Source organism: Falsiroseomonas sp. E2-1-a20, from assembly GCF_051433195.1.
Taxonomy (GTDB): domain Bacteria; phylum Pseudomonadota; class Alphaproteobacteria; order Acetobacterales; family Acetobacteraceae; genus Falsiroseomonas.
Genome location: NZ_JBHMFT010000004.1, coordinates 237,265 through 253,508 on the forward strand (window position 1 = coordinate 237,265; position 16,244 = coordinate 253,508).

At 71.4% G+C, this 16,244-nt stretch carries 15 protein-coding genes; 9 read left to right on the plus strand and 6 right to left on the minus strand.

Features of this window, described 5'->3' with window-relative positions:
• Positions 1-41: 41 nt before the first annotated feature.
• Entirely contained in the window at positions 42-1,322 is a 1,281-nt protein-coding gene (locus ACFHPP_RS07690) for a DUF3422 family protein (protein WP_437162676.1), read from the plus strand.
• Positions 1,323-1,326: 4 nt separating this feature from the next.
• On the opposite strand, the gene ACFHPP_RS07695 is transcribed toward ACFHPP_RS07690, so the two are convergent.
• On the minus strand, positions 1,327-1,902 hold the full coding sequence (locus tag ACFHPP_RS07695; protein WP_437162677.1) for a nucleotide exchange factor GrpE: 576 nt from the start codon (positions 1,900-1,902) through the stop codon (positions 1,327-1,329).
• Positions 1,903-2,048: 146 nt separating this feature from the next.
• On the opposite strand from ACFHPP_RS07695, the gene murJ reads away from it, so the two are divergent.
• Entirely contained in the window at positions 2,049-3,590 is a 1,542-nt protein-coding gene (gene murJ / locus ACFHPP_RS07700; protein ID WP_437162678.1) for a murein biosynthesis integral membrane protein MurJ, read from the plus strand.
• A gap of 134 nt (positions 3,591-3,724) precedes the next feature.
• Here murJ and ACFHPP_RS07705 read toward each other — a convergent pair whose 3' ends face one another.
• The 4 genes from ACFHPP_RS07705 to ACFHPP_RS07720 are packed head-to-tail and all read right to left on the minus strand — an operon-like array spanning position 3,725 to position 7,117.
• Positions 3,725-5,362 carry an FAD-dependent oxidoreductase gene (locus tag ACFHPP_RS07705; RefSeq protein WP_437162679.1) on the minus strand — a complete coding sequence of 546 codons (1,638 nt, stop codon included), beginning with the start codon at positions 5,360-5,362 and terminating at the stop codon, positions 3,725-3,727.
• Positions 5,363-5,413: 51 nt separating this feature from the next.
• Positions 5,414-5,950 carry a demethoxyubiquinone hydroxylase family protein gene (locus ACFHPP_RS07710; protein WP_437162680.1) on the minus strand — a complete coding sequence of 179 codons (537 nt, stop codon included), beginning with the start codon at positions 5,948-5,950 and terminating at the stop codon, positions 5,414-5,416.
• Positions 5,951-6,005: 55 nt separating this feature from the next.
• The gene (locus ACFHPP_RS07715) at positions 6,006-6,230 is read right to left on the minus strand and encodes a hypothetical protein (RefSeq protein WP_437162681.1); all 225 of its coding nucleotides are present in this window, start codon (positions 6,228-6,230) and stop codon (positions 6,006-6,008) included.
• A 14-nt stretch (positions 6,231-6,244) separates the two neighbouring features.
• Entirely contained in the window at positions 6,245-7,117 is an 873-nt protein-coding gene (locus ACFHPP_RS07720; RefSeq protein WP_437162682.1) for an SDR family oxidoreductase, read from the minus strand.
• A gap of 192 nt (positions 7,118-7,309) precedes the next feature.
• Between ACFHPP_RS07720 and ACFHPP_RS07725 the strand changes: the two genes are divergently transcribed.
• The 7 genes from ACFHPP_RS07725 to ACFHPP_RS07755 all read left to right on the plus strand — a co-directional run bounded on the left by ACFHPP_RS07725 (position 7,310) and on the right by ACFHPP_RS07755 (position 15,739).
• Positions 7,310-7,807 carry a ferritin-like domain-containing protein gene (locus ACFHPP_RS07725; RefSeq protein WP_437162683.1) on the plus strand — a complete coding sequence of 166 codons (498 nt, stop codon included), beginning with the start codon at positions 7,310-7,312 and terminating at the stop codon, positions 7,805-7,807.
• A 23-nt stretch (positions 7,808-7,830) separates the two neighbouring features.
• Positions 7,831-8,724, plus strand: coding sequence for a Ku protein (locus tag ACFHPP_RS07730; RefSeq protein ID WP_437162684.1), 894 nt, complete (start codon positions 7,831-7,833; stop codon positions 8,722-8,724).
• Positions 8,724-11,189, plus strand: coding sequence for a DNA ligase D (gene ligD / locus ACFHPP_RS07735; protein ID WP_437162685.1), 2,466 nt, complete (start codon positions 8,724-8,726; stop codon positions 11,187-11,189). The genes ACFHPP_RS07730 and ligD overlap by 1 nt, the downstream gene beginning before the upstream one ends.
• Positions 11,186-11,773: a cytochrome c3 family protein gene (locus tag ACFHPP_RS07740; RefSeq protein ID WP_437162686.1), complete on the plus strand. Its 588-nt coding sequence runs from the start codon at positions 11,186-11,188 to the stop codon at positions 11,771-11,773. The genes ligD and ACFHPP_RS07740 overlap by 4 nt, the downstream gene beginning before the upstream one ends.
• Before the next feature lie 71 nt (positions 11,774-11,844).
• Complete coding sequence (gene coxB, locus ACFHPP_RS07745; protein ID WP_437162687.1) at positions 11,845-12,825, plus strand: cytochrome c oxidase subunit II; 981 nt, start codon at positions 11,845-11,847, stop codon at positions 12,823-12,825.
• Complete coding sequence (locus ACFHPP_RS07750; protein WP_437162688.1) at positions 12,825-15,368, plus strand: cbb3-type cytochrome c oxidase subunit I; 2,544 nt, start codon at positions 12,825-12,827, stop codon at positions 15,366-15,368. The genes coxB and ACFHPP_RS07750 overlap by 1 nt, the downstream gene beginning before the upstream one ends.
• A complete protein-coding gene (locus ACFHPP_RS07755; RefSeq protein WP_437162689.1) occupies positions 15,365-15,739 on the plus strand; it encodes a hypothetical protein in 375 nt (124 codons plus the stop codon). Before ACFHPP_RS07750 ends, ACFHPP_RS07755 begins: the two co-directional genes overlap by 4 nt.
• On the opposite strand, the gene ACFHPP_RS07760 is transcribed toward ACFHPP_RS07755, so the two are convergent.
• A complete protein-coding gene (locus ACFHPP_RS07760; protein WP_437162690.1) occupies positions 15,733-16,203 on the minus strand; it encodes a c-type cytochrome in 471 nt (156 codons plus the stop codon). The two genes, ACFHPP_RS07755 and ACFHPP_RS07760, sit on opposite strands and share 7 nt — an antisense overlap.
• Positions 16,204-16,244: the final 41 nt, after the last annotated feature.

Genomic DNA, 16,244 nt, shown 5'->3' on the forward strand with positions numbered 1-16,244 from the left:
CTGTTCGCGGCGCGCCGCGATGCCTAAGGTGCGACCGCGACATGATCCAGAACCTCCCCCCCCACCCGCAGCGCGACGTGCTGACGGGCGAACTCCATGCCCGGCCCCCGCTCCCCCTGCACACGCCTGTGGCCATCAGCCGCCTGGCGCTGGCCGGTGAATCGGGGGCGGATCGCGGCGCCGCGGTGGCGCACCTGGCGGTGCTGTGCCGGCGCTACGGCGTCACGCCGCCGGCGCCGGGGGCCGATTTCGTGCTGGCGGATTTCGGCGCCTTCCGGCTGCGCTACGAACGCCATACCGAATTCGATGGCTGGACCTTCCTGCGCCCCGGCGTATCCGACCACCCGGACGACCCCTTCGCCTTCACGGCCATCGCCGCGGTGCCGACCGATTGGCTGGCGGGCCTGCCCGGCCACACGCTGGTCGCCGCCCATATCGCGGTGCTCCGGACGGACGGAGAGGATGAGGCGCCGCCGCCCGGCTGCTTCGCGCCGGATGGCCTGGCCGGAGCCTCCCTCGCCGGCGGCGCCGCCACCGCCTGGACCGATTTCCGGCTGGGGCCGGATGGCTTCACCCGCGTGCTGCTGCAGGACCACGGCCTGACCCCGGCGCTGACCGGCCGGCTGGCGCAGGCGCTGTGGGAGATCGAGACCTACCGGCTGTTCGCGCTGCTCGCCCTGCCGCAGGCCCGCGCCGCCTCCGGCGACCTCGCCCGGTCCTCCGACCGCCTCGCCTCGCTCTCCGCCCGGCTGACGGCGCTGGAGGAGCTGGAGGCGGAGCGCGAGGCGCTGGAGGAGCTGTCCGACCTCGCCACCGGCATCGAGCAACTGGCGAACGCCACCGCGGACCGGTTTTCCGCCGCCCACGCCTACCACGCTTTGGTCGGCCGCCGGCTGCAGGTGCTGCGGGAGGAACGGCTGCACGGGCTGCCGACGCTGACGGAATACCTGGAACGCCGGCTGGACCCGGCGCTGGCCACGGTGCAGGCCACGGGGGCGCGGATTTCCGCCCTGTCCGTCCGCTGCGGCCGGGCGGTGGACCTTCTGCGCGCCCGCGTCGCCGTGGCGCAGGAAGCGCAGACCCAGAAGCTGCTGGCCGCCATGGCCGAGACCGGCCGCGCCCAGCTTCGGCTGCAGGAGACGGTGGAAGGGCTCTCCGTCGCCGGCATCAGCTACTACGTGCTGTCGCTGGCCGGCTATGCGCTGAAGCCGGTGCCCTTCGGCACCACCGGGTTGCGGCTGGACATCATCCTGGCCGTGATGGTGCCGGTGGTGGCGGCGCTGGTCTGGGTGCGGATGCGCCGCCGGCGGCGCCGGGGCTAGGCCTTCAGGCCTTGCCGGCCACCACCACCATCGCCGGCTTCAAAAGGCGGCCGTGCAGGGTCCAGGCCGGGGTCCAGGCCTGGATGACGGTGCCGGGCTCGCTGCCTTCGGGCGCCGGCTGCTCGGCCATCGCCTGGTGCAGCTCCGGGTCGAAGGGCTGGCCCTGGGCCTCCACCTTGGCGATGCCGTGGCGCTCCAGCACGGAGACGAAGGCGCGTTCCACGCTTTCGAAGCCGCCGCGCAGCTTGCCGAGAAGCTCGGGCTCGTCCTCGGAGGCCGGCGGCAGGCTGTCGAGGCCGCGACGCAGGTTCTCCGCCGTCTCCACCACGTCGCGGGCGAATTTCTGCACGGCGTAGAGGCGGGCATCCTCGGCCTCCCGCTTCGTGCGGCTGCGCAGGTTCTGCATGTCGGCCTCGGCGCGCAGCCACTTGTCGCGCATCTGGCCGAGCTCCGCCTCCAGCATCTCGATGCGCTCGGCATCGGTGGGCGGCGGCGACTCGGCCTGGTGCCCGTTCGGCTGGGTTTCAGGCGCCGCGCTGGCCGTCTCGGCGGGGGTTGGCGTGTCCTGGGTATCGCTCATGATCGAGATTTCTGACTCGCAGAGGGGGGGGGCAGTATGTCACGCCTCACCTAAGCGGCCCGCTGCACCGCGGCAAGGACTTGCGCCGGCCCGCATGGGCCCTGCCCCCGGTTTCGGTGCGGGCGATTACCCCCTACACAGGGCGCATGCTTCGCAGTGTCTTCACCGTCGGCGGCTGGACCATGGCCAGCCGCATCCTCGGCTTTGCCCGGGACATGCTGATCGCCTCCCGGCTCGGCGCCGGGCCGGTGGCGGATGCCTTCTTCATTGCGCTGAAGCTGCCGAACCTGTTCCGGCGCCTGTTCGGGGAGGGCGCGTTCAATTCCGCCTTCGTGCCCGCCTTCGCCGGCAGCTTCGCGCTGGATGGCCCGGCCAAGGCGCGGGCGCTGGCGAATTCCCTGGCGGGGCTGATGAGCCTCTGGCTGTCCGGGCTGGTGATCCTCGGCATCGTCTTCATGCCGCAGGTGCTGTTCGTGCTGGCGCCCGGCTTCGTGGGGGAGGCGGAGCGGTTTCCGCTGGCCGTCGAGCTGACGCGGATCACGTTTCCCTACCTGCTGTTCATCTGCCTGGCGGCGCTGGTCTCCGGCGTGCTGAACGGCATGGACCGTTTCGCCGCCGCCGCCGCCACGCCGGTGCTGTTCAACCTGGTGATGATGGCGGCGCTGCTGGGGCTGACGCCCTATGTCGCGACGCCCGGCCACGCGCTGGCCTGGGGGGTCGCGGCCTCCGGCGTGGTGCAGCTCGCCTTGCTGCTGGTGGCGGTGCGGATGGCCGGCATGGCGATCAACCCGCTGACCCGGCCGCGCCTGACGCCGGATGTGCGCCTGGTGCTGAAGCGGATGCTGCCGGGGCTGCTGGGGGCCGGGGTGACGCAGCTGAACCTGGCCATCGACATCATCCTGGCCTCGCTGCTGCCGGCCGGCGCCGTCAGCTACCTGTACTATGCCGACCGCGTCGCGCAACTGCCGCTCGGCGTCATCGGCGCCGCGGTCGGCACGGCGCTGCTGCCGCTGCTGTCGCGGCAGTTGCGCACCGGCCGGGCGCTGGCGGCGCATCGCAGCCAGAACCGCGCCATCGAGCTGTCGCTGGCCTTCGCCCTGCCCTCCGCCCTGGCGATGATCGTCACGGCGGGGGCCATCGTCACCACCCTGTTCGAACGTGGCCAGTTCAGCGCCGCCGCCAGTTCGGCCACCGCGGCGGCGCTGATGGCGGGCGCGCTGGGCCTGCCGGCCTTCGTGCTGGTGAAGGCGCTGACGCCCGGCTTCTTCGCGCGCGGGGATACCGCCACGCCGGTCAAGATCGGCATCTTCGTGGTGGCGCTGAACCTGGCGCTGAACCTGGTGCTGATGCCGCTGCTGGCGCATGTCGGCGTGGCGCTGGCGACCTCGATCGCTGCCTGGGTGAATGTCGGCATCCTGGCGGTGCTGCTGGTGCGGCGTCGGCAGCTGGTGCTGGACCGAAGGCTGCGGCAACGCGTGCCGCGGCTGCTGCTGGCCGCAGTGGCGATGGGCGCGGTGCTGTGGGGGCTGGAGGCCGCGCTGTTCCCGGTGGTGGGCAGCCTCGCCCGCTTCGCGGCGCTGGCCCTGCTCGTCGGCTGCGGGATGGTGACCTATTTCGGCATGGCGCAGCTGCTGGGCGGGCTCGACCTGCGGGATGCGCTGCGGATGCTGAAGCGGCGGTCGGGCTAGAGCGTGATCGCCGAAGGCTGGAACGGCCGAAGGCGTGAATCTGCAAGCGTCTGAACGCGTTCACAACCTTCACGCCCCCCCCCTCACCCAACCCTCTCCCCCCTGCGGGTGGAGAGGGCTTTTTCCGCAGCCTGCTAGGGCTGGGTCGCATCCGGCGACGGCCCGGCATTGCGCTGCGCCAGGCGCAACCCGGCGACGTGACCCCAGGCCATGTACGGCCCGATCGTGGTGCCGGTGCCGACGCCGCGGGTGCCGAGCGGGTTGGCGGAGGAGGCGCCGGCGGCGAACAGCCCGGCGATGACGCTGCCATCCGGCCGCAGCACCTCCGCGTGTTCATTGGTGCGCGGGCCGCCCTTGGTGCCGAGGATCGAGCGGTTGAAGGGCATGGCGAGGAAGGGCGGGCGGAGGATCGGCGCCAGGCCGCCGCGCCGCCGCCGGTCGCCGCTGGCGGCGGCATCGGCGGCGGAGGGGCGGCCGAAATCCTCGTCCCGCTGCACCGCACAGGCGGCGTTGTAGCGGGCCACGGTGCCGGCCAGCGCGGCCGGGTCCAGGCCGACCTGGCTGGCCAGCGCCTCCAGGGTTTCGGCGCGGCGCATCCAGCCAGGGTCTGCGCGCGCGGCCCATTTCGCCGGCGGCAGGCGGTCCGGCAGCGTGGCGTCGCTGATCACCCAGCAGGGCAGGTGAACCGGCTGGCCGGTGGCGTCGCGCATGTCCACCGCCTCGCCGATGTTGAAGGTGAGTTCGTTGACGAAGCGGGCGGCGTGGCGGTTGACCAGGATGGCGTTGGGCTCGGTGTGGAACGGCACCGGGCGGGCCATGAGGTGGCCCGCATGGCGCACCGGCACGGCCGGGGTCAGCGTCGCCTGGTCCATATGCGCCAGGGCTGCGCCGGCGGCCTGCGCCATGCGGTGGCCGTCCCCGGCGTTGCCGTCGGGGCTGCCAAGATAATCCACCGGTCCGGGAAAATACCGCGCCCGCAGCGCCGCGTCCCATTCGAACCCGCCGGTGGCAATCACCACGCCGCGCCGGGCCAGGATTTTCGTGTGCGCGCCGTCCCGCTCGACCACGGCGCCGAGGACCGCGCCCGTGTCATCCATCAGCAATTCGACGGCACGGGCCGAAAGCTCGATCCGCACCCCGGCATCGAGGCAGCCGCGCAGCAGCCCCGTGATCAGCGCGGTGCCCTTGCCGCGGCTGTTCGCCAGCAGCCGCCAGGCCAGCCGCGGCAGCAGGCGGAGCGCGGTGCGGAAGGGGTGGTGGTAGAGGTCCGTCTCCACCGCCTCGTGGTAGGTGAAGATCTCCGGGATGGTGGAGCGCCGGATGCGGAAGGCGAAGCGGCCGGCCCGCCACCGGCTGAGAGGCAGCGGCGACAGCATGCGGCCGCGCGGCCTGGCGCCGGGCAGGTGGCGCAGCGGGTCGCCCTCCGGCGTCAGGCGGAAGCGCAGCGGCGAATGCGCCTCGACGAAGCGCAGCATGGCGGGTGCGGCGATGACCAGGCGCTGCCACAGCGCGTCCTCGGTCGCGGCCCAGCCTTCCGGCGCGGCGGCGCGGAGATAGGCCAGCGCCTCCGCCGGGCTGTCATCGAGGCCGGCCGCGGCGGCGTGGTGGTTGGCGGGGATCCAGGTGCCGGCGCCGGACATGGCGCTGGTGCCGCCCAGGCGGTCCGTCTTCTCCAGCACCGTCACGCGCAGGCCGGCGGCGGCGGCGGTCAGCGCCGCGGTCAGCCCGGCGGCGCCGCTGCCCAGCACCAGCGCATCCGTCTCCTCATCCATGCGCCGAACCCCTTGAGCCAGGGCTGCGGTAAAGCACGGAGGGCGGCAGGGCTAGATCCGGCGGGCGGCGTGGACGGCGGCGGCGGAGCCGGTGCCGACCAGCCAGGCCCAGCCGCGCAGCAGTGGGCCGGCCGGCGCGTCGGCGGCGTCGCGCGCCTCGTCGCGGTGATGCACCTCCTCCGCCTGGCAATGCGCCAGCATGGCGCGGAACTCGGGGTGGCTGCGTTCCGCGTCCAGGCGGTCGATCTGCGCCTGGTAGTGGTGGTCGACGAAGGTCTCGACGGCGTCGATGGTGGCGTAGACGGCGCGGTTGCCGGCCAGCGCCGGCAGTGCGCCGGTCAGCCAGCCGGCGACGCGCCAGATCGGCAGCAGGCGGGAGCGTTGGCCGGGCGGCAGCACCGCCTCCAGCAGGTCCAGGTGGCCCTGTTCGGTGGCGCCGTGGCGCTGCGCGAAGTCGCGGAGGGCGGGGTCGCGGCTGAAGGCCAGGATGCCGCGATAGATCATCACGGCGCCGGTTTCCCCGGCATGGTCGGACCGCAGTTCGCCGACCAGCCAGGCGGGCAGGTCGGCGGCGGCGGGGGGGCGCATCTGGTGGGTCATGGCTCGGCGGAGATGGGCCACCGGGCCGGTTGCGCAAGGTTCTTCAGGAATCCCCGGCCCAGCGCCGCCCGCCGCCGGCGCCGCCCTTGGCTTCCGGTGCCAGGTCGTCCGTGGGTTTGGAGGCCAGGTGCTCCTGCAGCTTCTTGCCGGATTTCTCGTCGCCGATATCCGGCCGGTTGTCGGTGCCCTGCTTCGCGGTGCCGGCGCGGATGCCGGTGCCGCTGGCGCCTTCGGGGATGTCCTTGGGCGGGTTGGTCTTGTCGGTCATGCAAAACTCCTGTGTCAGGCGTTCACCACCGTGCCGCCATTCGGGTGCAGGACCTGCCCGGTGATGTAGGAGGCGTCCTGTTCCGAGGCGAGGAAGATGTAGCTTGGCGCCACCTCGTCCGGCTGCCCGGCGCGTTCCATGGTGGCGCTGGCGCCGTGCTGCGCGGTGCGTTCCTCGTCGAAGGAGGCGGGGATCAGCGGCGTCCAGATCGGACCCGGCGCCACGGCGTTCACGCGGATCTTCCGCTGCTTCCACAGGGCCTGCGACAGGCTGCGGGTGAAGCCCACGATGGCGCCCTTGGTCGAGGCATAGTCCACCAGCTCCGCACTGCCGCGATAGGCGGTGATGGAGGTGGTATTGATGATCGCACCGCCCTCCGGCATGTGCGCCAGCGCCGCCTTGGTCAGCCAGAACATGCCGAGGATGTTGGTCTGGAAGGTGCGCTCGACCTGCGCCTCGGGGATCTCCGCGAAATCCTTGCAGGGGTGCTGTTCCGCCGCGTTGTTCACCAGGATGTCGATACGCCCGCCGAGGAACTGCGCGGCGATGCGTGCGGCTTCGCGCGCGAAGGCGGCGTCGCCGATGTCGCCGGCCATGACCTGGCAGCGGCGGCCGGTGCGCTCGACATGGGCGCGGGTTTCCTCGGCGTCCTGGTGCTCGTCCTTGTAGAGGATGAAGACGTCCGCGCCTTCCTTGGCGAAGCCGATGGCAACCGCGCGGCCGATGCCGGAATCGCCGCCGGTGATCAGCGCCGTCCTGCCGGTCAGCTTGCCGGCGGCGCGCCAGTTTTCCATGAAGGATTGCGGCTGCGGGTCCATCGCCGCCTCGGAGCCGGGCTGGTGGTCCTGGTGCTGCTTCGGCTGCAGGTCCTTGGTCTCGCTGGGCATCGGCGCATTCCGGCTGGCGGTTGTCCGACCTGAACCGGGCGGCGGGCGCGGGGTTTCTTACGCGGGCGGTGGGAAGGTGACGCGAATGTGGCGGGGCGCGGGAAACTCCCTCCAGGCCGGGCGGTTCTTCATCTGCCGCGGCGCGCCTGTGCCGCAGGGCTGCATGCCCTTACCCCTTCGCGGAGACCGGCCATGATGAAGACGATGGACGATTTGTTCCTGATGACCCTCAAGGACATCTACTACGCCGAGCGCCAGATCCTGAAGAACCTGCCGAAGATGGCCCGTGCCGCGCATAGCGAGGAACTGAAGGCCGCGTTCAAGGAGCACAAGGACCAGACCGAGGGCCAGATCGAGCGCCTGCAGCAGGTGTTCCAGATCCTCGGCAAGCGCGCCCAGGGCCAGACCTGCGAGGCGATCCAGGGCCTGATCGCGGAAGGCGAGGAATTGCTGGAGGAGGCGCCGGAGCCGAGCGCGGTGCGCGACGCCGGCCTGATCGCGACCGGCCAGGCGATCGAGCATTACGAGATGGCGCGCTACGGCACGCTGATGGCCTGGGCGCAGGCGCAGAAGCAGCCGGAGATCGTGGAGCTGCTGAAGGCGACGCTGGAGGAGGAAAAGGCGACGGACGCGCTGCTGACGCAGGTGGCGACGAAGTCGGTCCACAAGGATGCGCTGAAGGCGGCCTGATCCAGGGTCGGGAGGAGGGAGACATGGCGGCACGGCCGAGTTGGGGCGGGCATCTGCGGCTTTCGCTGGTGTCCTGCCCCGTCTCCCTGTTCCCGGCGACGACCAGCGCGCACGACATCCGCTTCCACCTGATCAACCCGGAAACCGGCAACCGCATCCGCACCCGCACCTTCGATGCGGAGGGCGACGAGGTGGAGCGGCGCGACCTGGTGCGCGGCTACGAGATCGAGAAGGACGAATACATCCTGCTGACCGACGAGGAGATCAAGTCGGTCCGCCTGGACTCCACCAAGACCATCGACATCGAGCGCTTCGTCGATGCCGCCGACATCGACCGCATCTACTGGGACAATCCCTACTACCTGGTGCCGGACGGCAAGGCGGGCGCGGATGCCTTCGTGGTGATCCGGACCGCCATGGAGAAATCCGCCAAGGTGGCGCTGGCACGGGTGGTGATGGGAACGCGGGAGCGTATCGTGGCGATCGAGCCGCGCGGCGCCGGAATGCTGGTGACGACTTTGCGCACGCATGACGAGGTGCGCGACTCCTCCGAGTATTTCGAGGATGTGCCGAAGGTCAAGGCCGATGCCGGGATGATCGAGATCGCCGAGCGGATCATCGCGCAGAAGGCCGGGCCGTTCGACCCCGCCGGGTTCAAGGACCGCTACGAGGACGCGTTGCGGGCACTGATCGAGAGCAAGCGGGATGGCGATGGCGGCGGCACCAAGGCGCCGGCGCCGCGCGAGGACAACGTGATCGACCTGATGGAGGCGCTGCGGCGCAGTCTTGAAGGGTCTTCGACCAAGGCGCCGGCCCGGGTGGCGGCGAAGGCCAAGCTGGCCGCCAAGGCGAAGGCGCCGCCCAAGACCAAGCCCAAGAGCAAGCCGGCGCCCCGCAAGCGCGCCGCGGCGAAGTGATGCCGGCCACGGACACCCTGCAGCGCTATCGCGCCAAGCGGAATTTTTCCCGAACTGCGGAGCCTCGGGGAGATGTCGCGGTGGCGGGGGCGCGCCTGGGCTTCGTGGTGCAGCGGCACGATGCACGTCGGCTGCACTACGACCTGCGTCTGGAATGGGGCGGGGTGCTGAAATCCTGGGCGGTGACACGCGGCCCCTCGCTCGACCCCGCCGACAAGCGGCTGGCGGTGGAGGTGGAGGATCATCCGCTGGACTATGCCGGCTTCGAGGGCAGCATCCCGAAGCCGGATTATGGTGGCGGCACGGTGCAGGTCTTCGACCGCGGGCTGTGGGCACCGCTGGACGCCGCGCGGGTGGACCAGGACCTGGCCAAGGGCGAGCTGAAATTCGTGCTGTCCGGCGAGAGGCTCAAGGGCGGCTTCGTGCTGGTGCGGATGAAGCCGCGCGGCGGCAACAAGGAAACCCGCAACAACTGGCTGCTGATCAAGGAAAAGGACAGCATGGCGACGCCCGGCAAGGGCGATGCGGTGCTGGCGGCGAAGACCTCCGTGCTCAGTGGACGCACGCTGGCGCAGATCGCGAAAGGCACGGCGGCACAGAAGACGAAGGCCGCGAGCCTGCCCAAATTCTTCGAGCCGCAGCTCTGCCGCCTGGTCGATACGCCACCGCGCGGCGAGGACTGGCTGCACGAGCTGAAGATCGACGGCTACCGGCTGCAGCTGCGCATCGTGGCGGGCGAGGCGACGCTGCGCACGCGCACGGGCCTCGACTGGACCGAGCGCTTCCCGGCGATCGCGGCGGCCGCGGCGCAGCTGCCGGATGGCATCATCGATGGGGAGGCGGCGGCGCTGGACGCGCAGGGCCAGCCGGATTTTCCGACATTGCAGGCGGTACTGTCCGGCACCAGCGAGGCGCCACTGGTGTTCTTCGGCTTCGACCTGCTGCATGACGGCCAGCGCGACCTGCGCGGGGAGCCGTTGGAGGCGCGCAAGCAGGCGCTGCGCAAGCGGCTTCCGGCGAAGCATCCGGTGCTGCGGTTCCTCGATCATTTCCCGGCGCCGGGTGCCGCGGTGCTGGCCTCGGCCTGCCGGCTGTCGATGGAGGGCATCGTCTCCAAGCAGCGCCACGCGGCCTATCGTGCCGGGCGTGGCGAGGCCTGGGCGAAGTCGAAATGTCGCGGCCGCGACGAATTCGTGGTGGGCGGCTTCACCCGCGGGTTGCGCGGCAACGGGCTCGGCGCGCTGCTCACGGGTGCGTGGCGTGGCGGCAAGCTCACCTATCTCGGCCGGGTGGGCACGGGGTTCCAGGCGGCGCCGGCGGCGGATCTGCTGCGGCGGCTGGCGAAGCTGGAGCGTGGCAACTCACCCTTCAGCGGGAAGCAGGCGGCGAAGCTGTCGGATGTGGTGTGGGTGGAGCCGGAGCTGGTTGTGGAGGTCGCGCATGGCGGCTGGACCGAGGACGGGCTGATGCGCCACGCCAGCTTCCAGGGCCTGCGTGAGGACAAGCCGGCAAAGCAGGTGACGCCACCGGCGGAGCAGCCGCCGGCGCCGCGGAAGGTGAAGCCGCCGCCCGGCATGAGCAACCCGGATCGCGTGCTGTGGCCGGCGACGGATGCGACGCCCGCGCTCACCAAGGCGGACCTTGCTGCCTACTACGCCCGCCATGCCGACCGGATCCTGGAGCATGTCGCGGGCCGGCCGCTGTCGCTGCTGCGGGCGCCCGATGGCATCGAGGGCGGGTTGTTCTTCCAGCGCCACGCGATGCCGGGCCAGTCGCCGCTGATCGGTGCGGTCCGGGTGGAGGGCCAGCCGAAGCCGTTCATGCGCATCGACGATGCGGCGGGGCTGGCGGCGCTGGCGCAGGTCTCGGCGGTGGAGCTGCACCCCTGGGGCGCGCGGGCCGATGCGCCCGGCGTGCCGGACCGGCTGGTCTTCGACCTCGATCCGGATGAGGGCGTGCCCTTCGAGCGGGTCATCCAGGCTGCGTTGGAACTGCGCGACCGGCTGAAGGCGCTGGGCCTCAAGCCCTTCGCCCGCGTCACCGGCGGCAAGGGCCTGCATGTGGTGGTGGGGCTGGCGCCACCGAGGCAGGGCGATGGGCCGGGATGGCCGGAGGCCAAGGCCTTCGCGCGCCTGGTGTGTGCGCTGATGGAGCGCGACCAGCCGAAGGCCTACACCACGACGCTGGCGAAGAAGGCGCGCAAGGGGCGCATCTTCCTCGACTATCTGCGCAACGACAGGCTCTCCACCGCCATCGCCTCCTGGTCCCCGCGCGGGCGGCCCGGCGCGCCGGTGGCGCGGCCTGTGGCCTGGTCCGCCGTGAAGCCCGGGCTGGACCCGGCCGGCTGGACGCTGGACACGTCGATGCAGGGGCGCATCGGCGCGGACCCCTGGGCCGGCTTCGGCAAATCCGCCGGCAGCCTGCGCGATGCGATGGAAGAACTGGCGCGCGAGGCGAAGGCATGAAGCAGCTGTTCTCGCCGCGCGCCGACAGCCGCCTGCGCGGCGTGCTGATCATCGGCGCCGCGGCGCTGGTGCTGCTGGCCACGGCGGCCTTTGCCTGGAGCCGGTCCGGTGGCGCCTGGAATCTCGGCGAGCCGGCGGCGCAGCCGATCCCGTTCAGCCACGCGATCCATGCCGGCCAGATCGGGCTGGACTGCCGCTACTGCCACGCCACGGTGGAAGACGCCGCCGGCGCCGGCATGCCGACGGCGGAAACCTGCCTCGGCTGCCACAGCCAGGTGTGGAATGTCGGCGCGCAGTTCGCCCCGCTGGAGACGGCATTGCGGCTGGGCACGCCGGTCACCTGGTCTTCCGTGCACCGGCTGCCGGAACATGTGCGCTTCAACCATGCCGCGCATATCGGCGCCGGCGTCACCTGCGCCACCTGCCACGGCGCGGTGCAGGAGATGCCACGCACGGTGAAGGCGGAGACGCTGTCCATGGGCTGGTGCCTGGACTGCCACCGCGATGCCCCCGCCGCGCGGCCGGTGCAGCACCATGGCACGGAGATTTCCGAACTGACCAACTGCTCCACCTGCCACCGGTGAGCGCGGAACCCCCATGCACGGAACCGGCGCAGTCACGACGCGTTGCCGAGGCTGGGAGCAGGGGGCGATGGATGCGCGACAAGGTGTGGCTGCCGCCGCTGCTGCTGCTGCTCGGCGCCTGCAGCGGCGTGCAGACGCCGCTCGACCCGCTGGGCGAACAGGCGGCGCGCATCGCCGTGCTCAGCTGGGTGCTGTTCATCGGCGGCACCGTGATCTTCGCGCTGGTGATGGGCCTGCTGGTCTTCGCGCTGATCGCCCCGGCACGCGTGCGCAACGCCATCGGCAACCGGCGCTTCGTGATCGGCGGCGGAATCGTGTTCCCGACCGTCACGCTGATCGCGCTGCTGGTGTATTCCCTCGGCGTCTCCCGCGCCCTGGTGGTGCCGCAGAGCGATGACCCTCTGCGCATCGAGATCATTGCGCGGCAATACTGGTGGGAAGTGCGCTACCCGGATGCGGGCGAGGGCGCCGTGACCGCCAATGAACTGCACCTGCCGGTGGGGCGGGAGGTGGAGCTGATCCTGACCTCGGGCGACGTGATCCACAGCGTCTGGATTCCGAACCTGCACGGCAAGATGGACATGATCCCCGGCAAGGCGAACCGGCAACGCCTGCGCGCCGACCGGCCGGGCGTGATGCGCGGGCAGTGCACCGAATTCTGCGGCACGCAGCACACGCTGATGGCCTTCTGGGCGGTGGCGCAGGAGCCGGCGGCTTTCGAGGCCTGGCTGGCGCGGCAGCGCGACCCGGTGCCGGAACCCGCCAATGCCGAACAGGCGCGCGGGCGCGAGGTTTTCGGCGAGGCCGGTTGCGGCGCCTGCCATGCGGTGCGCGGCACGGAATGGCAGGGGCGGCTCGGGCCGGACCTGTCCCGCATCGGCTCCCGCCTCACGATCGGCGCGGGCGCGCTGGAGAACAACCGCGGCACGCTGGCCGGCTGGGTCGCCGGGTCGCAGGACATCAAGCCGGGCAATGCGATGCCGTCCTTCGGGCGTTCGCTGAGCGGCGACGATCTGCGCGCGGTCGCGGCCTGGATGGAGGCGCTGCGCTGATGGACACGCAGCCGCACCAGGTCGAGACCCCGAACACGCTGCCACGGCCGGAGGCCGAGCTGGCCGAGCTGCAGCGCATCTGGCGGCAGCCACCCGGCTGGCGGGCGATCAGCGAGGTGAACAACGGGCTGGTCGGGCCGCTGTTCGTCGCCACCGCGCTGCTGTTCTTCCTGCTGGCCGGGCTGCTGGCGCTGGTGATGCGGGCGCAGCTGGCCTTCCCGGGCCTGACGCTGGTGAACCCCGACACCTACAACCAGCTTTTCACCATGCACGGCACGGTGATGATGTTCCTGTTCGCCGTGCCGGCGGTGGAAGCGGTGGCGATCACGCTGCTGCCGGCCATGATCGGGGCGCGGGAACTGCCGTTCCCGCGCCTCGGGGCCTACGCCTTCCTGATCTACCTGATCGGCGGGCTGTGCTTCTACAGCAGCATCTTCTTCGGCGTCGCACCCGATGGTGGCTGGTTCATGTACCCGCCGCTGACCAGCAAGGCCTATTCGCCCGGCATCAACACCGACATGTACCTGCTGGGCATCGGCTTCATCGAGATCTCGGCCATCGCCGGCGCCATCGAGCTGATCGTCGGCATCCTGCGCTGCCGGGCGCCCGGCATGACGCTGGGGCGCATGCCGGTCTATGCGTGGGGCATCCTGGTCTTCGCCGGCATGGTCATCTTCGCGTTTCCCGCCGTGATCATCGCCAGCACCCTGCTGGAGCTGGAACGCGCCTTCGACTGGCCGTTCTTCCTGCCGGAGCGTGGCGGCGACCCGATGCTGTGGCAGCACCTGTTCTGGTTCTTCGGCCACCCGGAAGTCTACGTCATCTTCCTGCCGGCGGCGGCGATGGTGTCCATGATCGTGCCGGCGATGGCGGGGGTGCCGCTGGTCGCGCATTCGCTGGTGGTGCTGGCGCTGGTGGGCACCGCCTTCATCAGCTTCGGGCTGTGGGTGCACCACATGTACGCCACCGGCATCCCGCCGCTGTCGCTGTCCTTCTTCGCCGCCGCCGGCTTCGCGGTCTCCATCCCCTCCGGCCTGCAGGTCTTCGCCTGGATCGCGACCTATGCCAGTGCCGGGCGGCGCGTGCAGTTCACCACGCCGTCGCTGTTCATCCTCGGCTTCCTGTTCATCTTCGTCATCGGCGGCCTGACCGGCGTGATGGTGTCCGTCACGCCGTTCGACTGGCAGGCGCACGACACCTACTTCATCGTGGCGCACCTGCACTACGTGCTGATCGGCGGCATGGTGTTCCCGCTGTTCGCGGCGCTGTACTACTGGGCGCCGGCGGTGGGTGCGCCGCTGTCGGGACGGCTCGGCAGATGGGCGTTCTGGCTGCTGTTCCTCGGCACCAACGTGACCTTCTTCCCGATGCACATCAGCGGCTTCATGGGCATGCCGCGTCGCATCTACACCTTTCCCACCGGCTTCGGGCTCGAGATCTGGAACCTGATCTCCTCGATCGGCGCGGCGATGTTCGCGGCCGGCGCGCTGGTGCTGCTGATCGACGTCGCGAAGAACTTCCGTTTCGGCCGGCAGGACCGGCAGGAGAACCACTGGAACGCCGGCACCCTGGAATGGATCGCCGGGCCGAACTACGGGATGCGCAGCCTGCCGCTGGTGCGGGACCGCTATCCGCTGTGGCATGACCCGGACCTGAAGCGCCAGGTCGAGGCCGGCGGCCACTTCCTGCCCTTCGCCGCGACCGGGCGGCGGGAGGCGCTGATCACCAGCCCGGCGGAGGCGACGCCGCAATACATCGCCTTCGTCGGCGGCCCGGGCTGGAGCCATGTGGTCGCGGCGGTGGGCACTGCGGTGTTCTTCCTGGCGCTGGTGTGGCCCTTCCCGATCCTGGCGGCGGTGGCGGGCCTGGTGGCGCTGGCCGCCTTCATCAGCTGGCTTTGGTTCGGCTCGGACCACGCGCCGCCGCGGACGCGCCAGGCCGATATCGGCGCCGGCATCATCCTGCCGACCCATGCCACCGGGCCGGTCACGGCGTCCTGGTGGGCGATGGTCTGTACGATGCTGGTCAGCGGCACCGCCTATGCGTGCCTGTGCGGCAGCTACCTGTTCCTGTGGCTGGTCAATGGCGACGCCCTGTGGCCACCGCCGGGCCAGGGGTTGCCGGTGACGGGCTGGGGCCTTGCGGCGCTCGGCCTGTACGTCACGGCCGCGGTGGCGGTCTCCGCCGCCGGACGGATGCTGGGCGGCGCTTCGCCCTGGCCGCACCGCATCGCGCTGCTGGCCGGGCTGGCACTGCTGGCGGGCGGTCTGCTGGCCGATGGCTGGTCCCTGTGGCAGGGCGTGATCCACCCGACGGTGCACGCCTATGGCGCCGCCTCCTGGGGGCTGTACGTCTGGCAGGCGGCGCATGTGCTGATCGCGCTGCTGATGGGCGGCTACACGCTGGCGCGGTCGCTGGCCGGGATGCTGGATGGCGAGCGGCGGCTGACCATGGACAACACCCGGCTGTTCTGGCTGTACACGGTGGGCCAGGGCCTGGTCGGGCTGGCGCTGCTGCACGGCTTCCCGAGGCTGCTGGCATGAGCCAGGCCCGCGCCCCGCGCTCCGCCTTCTCCGTGGTCGGGATCACCGCGGGGTTCGTGCTGTGGGCGCTGCACTTCACGATGATCTACGCCATCAACGCCTTCGCCTGCGAACGCGGCATGGAAGGTGCCACGTTGCTTGGCCTGCCCTGGGTGCCGGTGCTGGTGGTGGCCGCCACGCTGCTGGTGCTGCTGCCCCTGGCGGTGCTGCTGCGGCGCGCCATCGGCACATCGCGACTGGCGGAGGGCGGGCAGGCCGAACCCGGGTTCAGCCACTGGTTCACCGCCGCGGCGGCCGCCTACGCCATGCTCGCCGTCCTGTTCCAGGCGGCGCCGTCGCTGGTCCTGCCGCCCTGCGGAGTCGGCTACTGACCGGGGCCGGCCTCCGCCCTGGGGCGCATCCGTGGCTCCGGCCGGGTGCCGGCTTCGCCCTCCGCCAGCGGCATCCCGGCGGGCACGGCGGGCGCCTGCCCGATGGTGTAGAGGTAGGTCGCCGCATCGCGCGCCTCGGCTTCCGTCAGGCCGAGCGCAGGCATGGCGGAGCCGGGCGAGAGGGATTGCGGGTTGCGCAGGAAGGCCACGAGGTTCTCCGGGGTGTTGGATCGGCTGCCGCCGACATAGCCGCGCCGGGCCCATTCCATCAGCGGCGGGCCGACCCAGGCGACGGCGCCGGTGATGCCGGGAATCACGTGGCAGGCGCCGCAGCCATGTTCGGTGATGACGGTGCGGCCGCGCGCCGCGTCGCCGCCGACGATGCGCAGCTCCGCCGGAGGCGCAGCCTCCCCACAGCCTGCGAGCAGCAGCAGCAGCGCGAGGCCGCGTCGTGTCCGGTCCATGCCGCGCCAACGTCGATTGGCCCGCCGCGGTTGCATCGGCC